At 69.2% G+C, this 12,344-nt stretch carries 12 protein-coding genes; 3 read left to right on the top strand and 9 right to left on the bottom strand.

What is annotated here, in order from left to right; all coding sequences use genetic code 11:
• Nucleotides 1–138: 138 nt before the first annotated feature.
• From G3I40_RS24055 to G3I40_RS24095, 9 genes are all read right to left on the bottom strand, one after another.
• The gene (locus tag G3I40_RS24055) at nt 139–738 is read right to left on the bottom strand and encodes a CatB-related O-acetyltransferase (protein WP_164304204.1); all 600 of its coding nucleotides are present in this window, start codon (nt 736–738) and stop codon (nt 139–141) included.
• Nucleotides 739–855: 117 nt separating this feature from the next.
• Nucleotides 856–2,205, bottom strand: a complete 1,350-nt coding sequence (locus G3I40_RS24060) for a nucleobase:cation symporter-2 family protein (RefSeq protein WP_164304205.1) — start codon at nt 2,203–2,205, stop codon at nt 856–858.
• A gap of 340 nt (nt 2,206–2,545) precedes the next feature.
• Nucleotides 2,546–3,940 (bottom strand): 8-oxoguanine deaminase, encoded by a 1,395-nt coding sequence (locus tag G3I40_RS24065; protein ID WP_164304194.1) that lies wholly within the window; start codon nt 3,938–3,940, stop codon nt 2,546–2,548.
• Nucleotides 3,941–3,985: 45 nt separating this feature from the next.
• A complete protein-coding gene (locus tag G3I40_RS24070; protein ID WP_164304195.1) occupies nt 3,986–5,404 on the bottom strand; it encodes a nucleobase:cation symporter-2 family protein in 1,419 nt (472 codons plus the stop codon).
• 84 nt (nt 5,405–5,488) lie between these two features.
• Nucleotides 5,489–6,424: a factor-independent urate hydroxylase gene (gene pucL, locus G3I40_RS24075; RefSeq protein ID WP_164304196.1), complete on the bottom strand. Its 936-nt coding sequence runs from the start codon at nt 6,422–6,424 to the stop codon at nt 5,489–5,491.
• A 5-nt stretch (nt 6,425–6,429) separates the two neighbouring features.
• The gene (gene uraH, locus G3I40_RS24080; RefSeq protein WP_164304197.1) at nt 6,430–6,828 is read right to left on the bottom strand and encodes a hydroxyisourate hydrolase; all 399 of its coding nucleotides are present in this window, start codon (nt 6,826–6,828) and stop codon (nt 6,430–6,432) included.
• Nucleotides 6,828–7,352 (bottom strand): 2-oxo-4-hydroxy-4-carboxy-5-ureidoimidazoline decarboxylase, encoded by a 525-nt coding sequence (uraD, locus tag G3I40_RS24085; RefSeq protein ID WP_164304198.1) that lies wholly within the window; start codon nt 7,350–7,352, stop codon nt 6,828–6,830. Before uraD ends, uraH begins: the two co-directional genes overlap by 1 nt.
• Before the next feature lie 150 nt (nt 7,353–7,502).
• The gene (locus G3I40_RS24090; RefSeq protein ID WP_164304199.1) at nt 7,503–7,871 is read right to left on the bottom strand and encodes a helix-turn-helix domain-containing protein; all 369 of its coding nucleotides are present in this window, start codon (nt 7,869–7,871) and stop codon (nt 7,503–7,505) included.
• Entirely contained in the window at nt 7,868–8,122 is a 255-nt protein-coding gene (locus G3I40_RS24095) for a hypothetical protein (RefSeq protein WP_164304200.1), read from the bottom strand. The genes G3I40_RS24090 and G3I40_RS24095 overlap by 4 nt, the downstream gene beginning before the upstream one ends.
• A gap of 152 nt (nt 8,123–8,274) precedes the next feature.
• Between G3I40_RS24095 and G3I40_RS24100 the strand changes: the two genes are divergently transcribed.
• From G3I40_RS24100 to G3I40_RS24110, 3 genes are all read left to right on the top strand, one after another.
• On the top strand, nt 8,275–9,117 hold the full coding sequence (locus G3I40_RS24100) for a TIM barrel protein (protein WP_164304201.1): 843 nt from the start codon (nt 8,275–8,277) through the stop codon (nt 9,115–9,117).
• Nucleotides 9,118–9,175: 58 nt separating this feature from the next.
• A complete protein-coding gene (locus G3I40_RS24105) occupies nt 9,176–10,072 on the top strand; it encodes a 2-hydroxy-3-oxopropionate reductase (protein ID WP_164304202.1) in 897 nt (298 codons plus the stop codon).
• Nucleotides 10,073–10,278: 206 nt separating this feature from the next.
• Nucleotides 10,279–11,736: a catalase gene (locus G3I40_RS24110; protein ID WP_164304203.1), complete on the top strand. Its 1,458-nt coding sequence runs from the start codon at nt 10,279–10,281 to the stop codon at nt 11,734–11,736.
• Nucleotides 11,737–12,344: the final 608 nt, after the last annotated feature.

A 12,344-nucleotide genomic window follows, 5' to 3' on the forward strand; every position in this document is an offset into this window, starting at 1 on the left:
CCGGGCGGTCCTCGGCGCGGGTCGCGAGGACCAGGGCGGGCTCGCCAGCGTGGCGCGGGTGTACGGGAGTTGGGCGCTCCGCGGTGATCGCCGCCGGGCCGGGCACCGCCCGCAGCCGTGAGGCCGCGCACCGGCCCGTCAGGGGGCCACGCGCTCCAGGGCCTCCACCGAACCCGACATGATCAGGCGCAGGTGTTCCGTGATGTGCTCCAACGGCCAGTCCCACCAGGCCAGTTCGACCAGACGGGTGACGACGTCCGGAGTGAAGCGGCTGCGGATCACCCGCACGGGGTTGCCGCCGACGATCGCGTACGGCGGAACGTCCTCCGTGACCACCGCGCCCGTCGCCACGACCGCGCCGTGGCCGATCGTGACGCCGGGCATCACGGTGACGCCGTTGCCGAACCAGACGTCGTGACCGACGACCGTGTCGCCGCGCGACGGCAGCCCCGCGAGGAGGTCGAAGTGCTCGGCCCAGGACCCGCCCATGATCGGGAAGGGGAAGGTCGAGGCTCCGTCCATCCGGTGGTTGGCGCCGTTCATGAGGAAGCGGACGCCGGTGCCGAAGGCGCAGAAGCGGCCGATGCGGAGTCTCTCCGGGCCGTAGTGGTAGAGGACGTTGCGGGTCTCGAACTCGGCGGCGGCGTCCGGGTCGTCGTAGTACGAGAACTCGCCCACCTCGATCAACTCCGAGGTGATCAGGGGTTTCAGGAGCACCACGCGCTCCTGGTCGGGCATCGGGTGCAGGGTGTTCGGGTCGGGGGGTGTCGTCGTCACGCAAAAGATCTTGCCTTGACTCCGACACCCACCGCACCTCGACTCCCCGGTACCGGACCGCTTCGCGAGGCCGCGCCCTCAGTGCGCGCCGGCCGTGGAGTTCGTCCGCTGTTCGGCGATGGCGCCGCCCGATTCCATCGGTGACGTGACGTCGTCCGCCTCCCGGCCGCGGCCGAGGTGGTTGAAGACGAGGTTGAGCAGCACGGCGGCGACACAGCCCGTGGAGATGCCCGAGTCCAGGATGATCTTCGCGCGCTCCGGGAACGCGTGGTAGAACTCCGGGGCTGCGATGGGGATCAGGCCCACCGCGAGCGAGACCGCGACGATCAGGACGTTGTTGTCCCTCTCCAGGTTGGCCTTGACCAGGGTCTGGATGCCGCTGGCCGCGACCGAGCCGAACAGGACGACGCCCGCGCCGCCGAGCACCGGTCGCGGTACGACGGCGATCAGCGAGGCGGCCATCGGGCACAGGCCCATCAGGACGAGGAAGCCGCCGCCGACCGCGACCACGAACCGGCTGCGGATCTTCGTCATCGCGACCAGACCGATGTTCTGGGCGAAGGCGCTGCACATGAAGCCGTTGAAGACGGGGCTGACTGCCGTGCCGAGGGTGTCGGCGCGCAGGCCGGCCGCGATGGTCTTCTCGTCGGCCGGGCGGCCGACGATCTCACCGAGCGCCAGCATGTCGGCCGTCGACTCCGTCATCGACACGATCATGACGACGATCATCGAGACGATGGCCGCGCCCGCGAACTGCGGGGCACCGAAGTGGAACGGCGACGGGAAGCCGACGACGTCCGCGTCGCCGACCGGCGAGAAGTCCGTGACGCCGAAGGGGATCGCGACGACGGTCCCGATGACCAGGCCGAGCAGCACCGCGATCTGCTTGACGAACCCGGTCGTGAAGCGCCGCAGCAGCAGCACGATCACGAGGGTGACCGCGGCCAGCGCCAGGTTCTTCATCGAGCCGTAGTCGGAGGCCTTGGCGTCGGGCCCCTGCGCCCAGCCGAAGGCGACCGGCATCAGCGAGATGCCGATGAGCGTGATGACGGTGCCGGTGACGACCGGCGGGAAGAAGCGGATGGCCTTCGAGAAGAAGGGCGCCGCGATGAATCCGAGGACTCCCGCGACGATCACCGCTCCGAAGATGATCGGCAGCGCGTCGTCCTTGTCCTTCGTCGAGTCGACGACGGCGAGCATCGGGGCGACGCCCGCGAACGTCACGCCGTTCACGAAGGGCAGCCGGGCGCCGATCTTCCAGATGCCGAGCGTCTGGAGGAAGGTGGCGAGCCCTGCCGTGAACAGACAGGCGCCGGTGAGGAAGGTGAGTTCTTTCGCCGAGAGGCCTATGTACGCGCCGACGATCAGCGGGGGCGCGACCACGCCGGCGTACATGGCGGCCACGTGCTGGAGACCGGTCGTCGCCATCTTCAGCGGTGGGAGGGTCTCGTCGACCGGATGTTTGGTATGCCCCGCGGCTTCCGCTTCGGGGGTGGTGCCTTGCTTGGTGAACCTGGGCGTCGTCGCCACGGCGGCTCCTCCGGTTGTTTTCCAGTCCCGGCGGGCCGCCGGCACTTTTCGCTTCTGGGAGGTGGTGCAAGGTCGTGCTCGCTATGCGGTTGTTGTGCGCCCAGGTGGTGCATAGGTAGTACTGACCGCCCCGGGAACGCGAAGCTTTGGGCCACGTTCCGGGGCGGCACCCGAGCTGCCCGCTCGGCAGCTCGGGTCCGGCCGGGGACCGTCCTCCCCGGCCGGAGTTCTGTGGGTGTCAGGCCTGCGCGGCGATCCGCGCGAGGCGCTGTGCCTCGTCCCGCGTGGAGCGGGCGATGGCGTCCTCGTCGACGTGCAGGAGGCGGCTGTCCTCCACGACCGGCTTGCCGTTGACGAGGGAGAGGGTGACCGGCGCGGCCGCACCGAAGATCAGCGCGGTGACCGGGTCGGCGATGGACGAGTGGGCCAGGGTGTCCAGCTTCCACAGGACCAGGTCGGCGAGCTTGCCGGCCTCCAGCGACCCGATCTGGGTCGCGCGGCCGAGCACCTGCGCACCGCCGTACGTGCCCAGGCGCAGCGCCTGACGGGCGTTCAGGGCGGCCTCGCGGTGCGCGCCGAGGCGGTTGATGAGCAGGGCGTTGCGCAGTTCGGTGTGGAGTTCGCCCGACTCGTTGGAGGCGGTGCCGTCGACGCCGAGGCCGACCGGGACGCCGGCCGCGAGCATGTCGGGGACGCGGGCGATGCCGGCTGCCAGGCGGGCGTTCGAGGACGGGCAGTGCGCGACGCCCGTCTTCGTGCGGCCGAACGCGGCGATGTCGGAGTCGTTCATGTGGACGCTGTGCGCCATCCACACGTCCTCGCCGAGCCAGCCCGTCGACTCGAAGTAGTCGGTCGGGCCCATGCCGAACAGCTCGTGGCAGAACTTCTCCTCCTCGACCGTCTCGCTGCCGTGGGTGTGCAGCCGTACGCCCAGGCTGCGCGCCAACTCGGCGCCCTGCTTGAGGAGTTCGGTGGAGACGGAGAAGGGGGAACACGGGGCGACGGCGATCTGCGTCATCGCGTCGAAGGAGGCGTCGTGGTGCTTCTTCACCGTCTCCTCGGTCGCCGCGAGGGCGCCTTCGAGGGTCTCGACGGCGAAGTCCGGCGGCAGGCCGCCGTCCTTCTCGCTGCGGTCCATGGAGCCGCGGGCCAGGGTGAAGCGCACGCCCATCTCGGAGGCGGCGCGGATGATCGACCCGGAGAGGTCGCCCGAGCCCTGCGGGAACACGTAGTGGTGGTCCATGGCGGTGGTGACGCCGCCGCGGGCCATCATGGCGAGGGAGCCCTGCGCCGCGGCGTAGGTCATCTGCTCGTCGATGCGCGCCCAGGTCGGGTACAGCGCCACCAGCCAGTTGAACAGGTTGTGGTCCGTCGCCAGGCCCCGGGTGATCCACTGGTAGAAGTGGTGGTGGGTGTTGACGAGGCCGGGCGTGGCGAGGTGGCCGGTGCCGTCGATGCGGCGCACGACGTTCTCCAGGCCCTCGGGTGCCTTGCCCGCGCCGATGGATTCGATCTTGTTGCCCGCGACGACGATGTAGCCGGAGGCGTACTCGGTGTCCTGCGCGTCGACCGTCGCGATGGCGACGTTCTCGATGACGATGCGGTCGGTTGACGTAGCCGTAGAAGGTGCCATGGTGCTTCCTTCAATTCTGGAGTGGCGATTGGGCACGGCAGGACCCTAGGAGGATTTGAGTGCCGCGGTGGCGGTGGCGCTGCCGCGGGTGCCGAGATGGTGGAAGAAGAGGTTCAGCGATACGGCGACGAGCGCGCCGGCGCTGATGCCGGAGCCGAGCACGGTCTGCGCCCAGGCGGGGAAATCGGCGTAGAAGGTGGGCGCGGCGAGCGGGATGATGCCCGCGCCGAGCGAGACGGCCACCAGGATGATGTTGGAGCTGTCGTCGAGGCCCGCCTCGGAGAGCGTACGGATGCCGCTGACGGCGATGGAGCCGAACAGGACGATGCCCGCGCCGCCGAGGACCGGCATGGGGACCATGGAGACGACCGCGCCGAGGACCGGGAAGGCGCCGAGGACGATCAGGGCGCTGCCCGCCACCGCGACGACGTACCGGCTGCGCACCTTGGTGAGCGAGACGACGCCGACGTTCTGCGCGAAGGCCGAGGTCGGGAAGCCGCCGAAGACCGGTCCGAGGAGGGTGGCGATGCCGTCGGTGCGCAGACCGCGGGTGATGGTCCTCCCGTCGCAGTCGCGCTCGCAGATCTCGCCGATGGCGAGCATGCCGGCGCTGGACTCGGTCATCAGGACGAGCATGACCAGGCACAGGGAGACGATCGCGGCGGGCTGGAACTCCGGGGCGCCGAAGGCGAACGGCGTCGGGAGCGCGGCCACCGGCGCGGACTTGAGCGAGCTGAAGTCCGCCATGCCGAACGGGATCGCGGCGAGCGTGCCGATCAACAGGCCGAAGAGCAGGGCGACTTGCTTGACGAAGCCCTTGCCGAAGCGCTGGATCAGCAGGATCACGACGAGGGTGAAGGCGGCGAGGGCGAGGAAGCGCATGTCGCCGTAGTCGGCGGCGGTCTTGTCGCCGCCCTGGGCCCAGCCGACCGGCACGGGCATCAGGGTCACGCCGATGAGGGTGATGACGACGCCGGTGACGAGCGGCGGGAAGAAGCGGAGCAACCGGCCGAAGAACGGTCCGATGGCGAGGCAGAAGACACCCGCGACCATCACCGCCCCGTAGATGGCGGGGAGTTGGTCGCCGTGCGCGTTGGTCTCGGCGATCGCGAGCATCGGTGCGATGCCGGCCGAGGAGGCGGCGTTGACGAAGGGCAGCCGGTTGCCGACGAAGCCCTTGACGCCGAGGGTCTGGAGCAGGGTGGCCACGCCCGCGATGAGCAGTGACGCGGCGATCAGCCGGGTCTGGCCCGCGGTGTCGAGGCGGACGGCCTGGCCGATGATGAGCGGAGGGGTGACGACTCCCGCGTACATGGCGGCGATGTGCTGGAGTGCGGCGGGGACGAGCCGCGAGACGTGGAGCTTTTCGTCCACCGGATGGGCCACCGCCGTGCGTGCGGCGTCCTCCGATGGGGTGGAACACGGGCCCTCAGCTTTTGCCGGCCCCTTTGCTGGCACTGCCATTGCTTATGTTCCCTCCGGTGCGGCGCACCCCCGCCGACTGCGGGTGGACGGGGGTGCGCGACCGCGTCAACTACGCCCGAGGCGTCAGAGGTTGGTCATGTCCAGCGGGATGCGCTGGTCGGCGCCGTCCCGCAGGATCGTGGCCTCGATCAGGCCGTAGGGGCGGTCGGCCGCCCAGTACACGGCACCGTCCTTCGCCTCGTTCTCCAGACCGAAGGGCGACAGGTCCTGGCGGAAGTGGTGCTTGTTCGGCGCCGAGAAGCGGATCTCGTCGATCTCGGTGCGGTTGTTGATGACGCGCGAGCCCATCTGGAACAGGGTCTGCTGCAGCGACAGCGAGTACGTCTCGACGAAGGCCTGCAGGATGTGCTTCTTGGCCTGGTCGTAGGACTTGTTCCACTGGGGGGTGCGCTGGCCTTCCTCACCCGTCCAGTTGTGCCGCCACCAGGTGGACAGCGACGTCGCGAGGATGCGGTCGTAGTCCTCCTTGAGCGTCGTGTACTTGTCCTTGATGTAGCCCCAGAACTCGGAGTTCGTGGTGTTCATCACGGTCAGGTCCTTGAGCCCGGACAGGACCTCGAACGTGCCGTTCTGGTACGTCACCTGCACCAGGCGCGTCTCCTGGCCCTTGCGGACGAAGGAGTGCTTGACCTCGTCGGCCCCGATGAAGTTGGAGCCCGCGTCGGAGCCGGCGATGCGCTCCCAGGAGTACTCCTCGATGCGGATGCGCGCCCGGTGGATGGACGGCTGGCTGTCGACGAAGTGCCGGGCGAGCTCGATGCCGTACTGCTCGGCCGACTCGATGCCGACTTCCTTGGCGAAGGCGAAGCAGGTGTTCTTGGTGGTGTCGGTCGGCAGGCAGTTGGCGTTCGACCCGGTGAGGTGGACGTCGTCGAGGTCACCGCTGAGGGCGACCGAGACGTTCAGGTCCTTGATGTGGTGGGTGTCGCCGTCCCGCGTGATCTTGACAACGCGGTTCTCCGCCTTGCCGTACTGGTTCGAACCCAGAATCGTGGGCATGTCTGCTAGCTCCCTCGGTAAACGGAGTAGCCGAACGGGTTGAGCAGCAGCGGCACGTGGTAGTGCTCGCCCGGCGTGACGGCGAACGTGATCGCCACCTCCGGGAAGAACGCTCCGGTCGTGACGCTGTCCCGATTCGCGGGGGCGTCCTGCTGCGCATCGGCTTGCTTCTTGTCGAAATACGCTTCCGTCTCGAAGTCGAGACGGACGTGGGTGGTTCCTTCCGGCAGGGCCGGCAGGTCCTTGCAGCGCCCGTCCGCGTCGGTGGCCGAGCCGCCGAGCGCCACCCAAGCGGCGCCCGAACCGGCGCGCGCCGCAAGGGAGATGACGACGCCCTCGGCGGGGCGTCCGACGCTGGTGTCCAGGATGTGCGTGGACACCGACGCTGTGGTCTCGGTGCTCATCAGGCGTTGTCCCCTTGTTCTCCGTGCTCCGCGAGGCGGGTCAGGCGGATGCGGTTGATCTTGCCCAGCTCGGTGCGGACGATCTCGCGCTCCTGCTCCGGCGTGTTGCCGATGCGCGCCTTGAGCGCGTCGAGCATCTGCTCGGCGCTCGCCCCGGTGGCGCAGATGAGGAAGACATGTCCGAACCGGTCCTGGTACTCCAGGTTCCGGTCGAGCATCTCCGCCTTGAGTTCCTCGGAGGCCCCCGCCATGCCGCGCTGCTCGCGCGACGAGGTCGGGTCGCCGGGCTTCGGGCGGCCGATCGGCGGGTGCCCCGCCATCGCCTCGGCGAGATCCTCGGCGGACAGTTCGGCCATCGCGGCGTCACTGGCCTCGAAGAGCGCGTCGAGGGAAGCGAAGGGGCGCTGGGCGAGGATCTTGCTCCCCCACGCCGATGAAGCACACACCTCGTGGAGCTCGGCCTGGGCCGCGCTCTCGTCCGAGGCGTTGAACCGGGCAAGTCCCGGCGTTGAACCTGAAGTCACGGGGTGCCTCCGTGGCCTTGTGCTGGACGGGCTGCGGATAGCTAACGCCCTCGGAAACACTGCGTCAACACTTTGTTGAAAACTTGGAGTGATAAAAAACCGCCGCCCGGCGACCGGACGGCGGTTCTGTGATCGTGGCGTCACCCCAGGTCAGGTGGCCTTCTCGCGGTTGAGGTAGTTGTAGACGGTGAAACGGGAGACGCCGAGCGCGCCCGCCACGGTCTCCACGCCGTGCCGCACGGAGAAGGCGCCGCGCGCCTCCAGGACGCGGACGACCTCCTGCTTCTCCCTGCGGTCGAGCTCGGCGAGGGGTTTGCCCTCCCTGCGCTCCATGGCGGCCAGGATGTGATCGAGGGAGTCGGCCAGCTGGGGCAGCCGCACGGCGATCACCTCGGCCCCCTCCCAGCTCAGCACGACGTCGTCCTTGGCCGCCTCGCTCGGCGACAGCATCTCGGCCCCCATGGCGTCGACGAGCGGCTTGACCGCCCGAATGAAGGGCTCGTCCCCCAGCGCGGTCACTTATCGCCCTCCTCGCCGATCACGTTCACCTGGAGCGAGACCCGGGTGGCCCCCGCCTCGAGGGACCGGCGCAGCAGCGCGTCGACCGCGGTGAGCACGCGGCCGGCCTCCCCCTCGGCCGTGTTGCCGAACGGGCCGACGTCGACCGCGTCCAGGTCGGCCCCCTGGATGACATCGCGCGCGACGACCGCATGCGGCGGCGCCTCGTCGAGGTCGAAGGGCTCGGTCGTGAACTCCACTCTCAATCGCACGGGGTCAACCTAACGCCGTTCCCGCTTTTTCCGGCAGCCCCTCTTGACAGCTCCCCCGGATCACGGGCAACCTTCCATCAAGCAGAAACGAACTTCCGCAATACGGAACACTTCGCATGCGGAACACGAACCAGAAGGGAGCGCCGACCCCGATGGGATTCGCAGACCAGCGCTTCAACGTCAACCTGTCGATCCTCTTCACGGAACTCCCGCTCCTGGAGCGCCCCGCGGCCGCCGCCGCGGCGGGCTTCACGGCGGTCGAGCTGTGGTGGCCCTGGGTCGACGCGCCTGTTCCCGAGCAGTCCGAGCTCGACGCCCTGCGGGACGCGATCAAGGACGCCGGCGTCCAGCTGACCGGCCTGAACTTCTACGCGGGCCAGCTGCCCGGACCGGACCGGGGCGCCCTGTCGATCCCCGGCGAGGAGAGCGAGAAGTTCCGCGCGAACCTCGACATCGCCGCCGACTTCGCCGCCTCGCTCGGCTGCAAGGCGCTCAACGCCCTGTACGGCAACCGCGTCGAGGGCGTGAACGAGGCCGCCCAGGACGAACTCGCCCTGGAGAACCTGGTGCTGGCGGCCCGCGCGGCCGACCGCGTCGGTGCCGTGCTCCTCATCGAGGCGCTCAACAAGCCCGAGTCGCCGAAGTGCCCGATCGTGAGCGCCCCCAAGGCGATCGAGATCGTGGACAAGGTCAACGCCGCGACCGGCCTCGGCAACGCCAAGTTCCTCATGGACCTGTACCACCTGTCCATGAACGGCGAGGACCTGCCGGCCGTGATCGACGCCTACGCCGACAAGACGGCGCACGTGCAGATCGCCGACAACCCGGGCCGCGGTGCGCCGGGCACCGGCTCGCTGCCCCTGGAAGAGCTGCTCGACCAGCTCAAGAAGGCGGGCTACGAGGGCTACGTGGGCCTGGAGTACAAGCCGGGCGACGCCCCGAGCGCCGAGTCCTTCGGCTGGCTGGCGCACGAGCACCGCGCCGCCCGCGCCTGACGCGCGCGCCACCTCATCGACGTATCACCGCTTTCCTGAGCTTTTTGGAGTCACCCTCATGAGCAACAACCTCCCCAAGGTCGCGTGGATCGGTCTCGGCATCATGGGTTCGCCCATGTCGGAGAACCTGATCAAGGCCGGTTACGACGTCACGGGCTTCACCCTGGAGCAGGACAAGCTGGACCGCCTCGCCGCGGCCGGCGGTACGGCCGTGAAGTCGATCGCCGAGGCCGTCAAGGACGCCGACGTCGTCGTGACGATGGTCCCCGCCTCCCCGCAGGTCGAGGCCATCGCGTACGGTCCTGACGGCATCCTGGAGAACGCGAAGTCGGGCGCGCTGATCGTCGACATGTCGTCGATCACCCCGCAGACCTCGGTCGACCTGGCGAAGAACGCCAAGGAGAAGGGCATCCGCGTCATCGACGCGCCCGTCTCCGGCGGCGAGGCCGGCGCCATCGAGGCCGTCCTGTCGATCATGGTCGGCGGTGAGCAGGCCGACTTCGACGAGGCCAAGCCGCTGCTCGACGCGCTCGGCAAGACCATCGTGCTGTGCGGTCCGCACGGCTCGGGCCAGACCGTGAAGGCCGCCAACCAGCTGATCGTCGCCGTGAACATCCAGGCGTGCGCCGAGGCCGTGGTCTTCCTGGAGAAGTCCGGCGTGGACCTGACCGCCGCGCTGGACGTCCTGAACGGGGGGCTTGCGGGCTCGACCGTCCTGACCCGCAAGAAGGACAACTTCCTCAACCGCGACTTCAAGCCGGGCTTCCGCATCGACCTGCACCACAAGGACATGGGCATCGTCACCGACGCCGCCCGCAATGTCGGTGCCGCGCTGCCCGTCGGCGCCGTGGTCGCCCAGCTCGTCGCCTCGCTGCGCGCCCAGGGCGACGGCGGCCTGGACCACTCGGCCCTGCTGCGCTCGGTCGAGCGCCTCTCCGGCGACCAGCCGAAGTAACCCCAGACTTCCGGGTCGCGGCGGCGCTGACACCTGTCCTGTCGCGCCCAGGCGCCGTCGCGGCCCGGAACCCTTTGCTTTTGTTTCAACAAAAAGTTGAGACAAGTCTGCCCAGAACTTCAACAAACTGTTGACGCAGCAGTTCAGGGGTCCTTACGCTCCCCCACATCGTCAGCAGCCACTGCACGGAAGGTCGCCTCGAAACAATGCCGAAGCGTGTGCTCACGACCGAGTCCGGCGCCCCAGTCGCCGACAACCAGAACTCCGCCACCGCAGGCGTGGGCGGCCCGATCCTCCTCCAGGACCAGCACCTCCTGGAGAAGCTCGCCCGCTTCAACCGCGAGCGCATCCCGGAGCGCGTGGTGCACGCCCGCGGCTCCGGCGCGTACGGCTACTTCGAGGTGACGGACGACGTCACCGGCTTCACCCACGCCGACTTCCTCAGCACGGTCGGCAAGCGCACCGAACTCTTCCTGCGCTTCTCCACCGTGGCCGACAACCTCGGTGGCGCGGACGCCGTCCGTGACCCGCGCGGCTTCGCCGTGAAGTTCTACACCGAAGAGGGCAACTACGACCTCGTCGGCAACAACACCCCGGTGTTCTTCATCAAGGACCCGCTGAAGTTCCCCGACTTCATCCACTCCCAGAAGCGCGACCCCTTCACGGGCAAGCAGGAGCCGGAGAACGTCTGGGACTTCTGGGCGCACGCCCCCGAGGCCACGCACCAGGTGACCTGGCTGATGGGCGACCGCGGCATCCCGGCCTCGTACCGTCACATGAACGGCTACGGCTCGCACACCTACCAGTGGACGAACGAGCAGGGCGAAGCCTTCTTCGTGAAGTACCACTTCAAGACGAACCAGGGCATCCGCTCCCTGTCCGCCGAGCAGGGCGCCGAGCTCGCGGGCAAGGACGCCAACTCGCACCAGACGGACCTGCTGCAGGCCATCGAGCGCGGCGTGAACCCGTCCTGGACGCTGTACGTGCAGATCATGCCGGCGGCCGAGGCGGCGGACTACCGCTTCAACCCGTTCGACCTCACCAAGGTGTGGCCGCACAAGGACTACCCGCTGCAGCGCGTGGGCCGCCTGGTCCTCGACCGCAACCCGGACAACGTCTTCGCCGAGGTCGAGCAGGCCGCCTTCTCCCCGAACAACTTCGTGCCGGGCATCGGTCCCTCGCCGGACAAGATGCTCCAGGGCCGCCTGTTCGCCTACGCGGACGCGCACCGCTACCGCCTGGGCGTCAACCACACCCAGCTCGCGGTCAACGCCCCCAAGGCGACGAAGGCCGACAACTACGGCCGCGACGGCGTCATGGCGGCCAACGCCTACGCCCGCAGCCGCAAGAACTACGAGCCGAACTCCTTCGACGGCCCGACCGAGACCGGCCGCGCGCTCGCCGCGCCGTACGCGGTCGCCGGCTACACGGGGACGCACGAGGCCCCGGCCCACACCAAGGACGACGACTTCTTCCAGGCCGGTGAGCTGTACCGGCTGATGTCGGAGGACGAGAAGGGGCGTCTGGTGGCGAACATCGCCGGCGGACTCTCCCAGGTCTCGCGCGACGACATCGTGGAGAAGAACCTCGCCCACTTCCACGCCGCCGACCCCGACTACGGCAAGCGGGTGGAGGAGGCGGTCCGCGCCCTGCGCGAGGACTAGTCCTTCGAAGCAACCCCCAGACTGCGTACGGGGATTGACGGGAGGTCAGCTCCGTACGCACAAGCCCGCACCACTGGCACGACCCGGATGAGGGGTGGTCTGCCGGTGGGCGCGGGAGGACGAGGACCGCGGCGGCAGGTGCGAGCCAGTGCGGTGGTGAAGGTACCGGGGCCGCTGTCGACCTGAGGCAGCGCACCCCGGGATCCGTCGCCCCGCCGCCGCGGTCCCAGCCCATCGACTCCGTCCGGCGGCCCGTATGCATGTTTCGCCAGTCGCGCGCCGTCGGACGGCAACAACCTCCCGAACCGGAGCCCCGGGTACGACGGTCCGTACCCGGGGCTCTTCGGCATGCCCGGCGGGGCACGCCCGGTGCAGCGACACTGCCCCGAACTCTGCCCGTACGGTGCCTCGATCACCCTGGACGGGGCAGGTGCCCCGGTGGATCGTGGGCGTACACGACGGGAGGCCGCATGGCGACACACGACCACCGGGACCGGCACGCCGGGCCAGAGTCCGGCCAGGAACGCGGGGCGAACGCCCGGGTGGCGCCACAGCAGGCGCCGGGCCTCGTGCCGGCCTCGCCCGGACGACCGCCGCGGCCCGGCCAG

This window comes from Streptomyces sp. SID14478 (genome assembly GCF_010548525.1).
Lineage (GTDB): Bacteria > Actinomycetota > Actinomycetes > Streptomycetales > Streptomycetaceae > Streptomyces.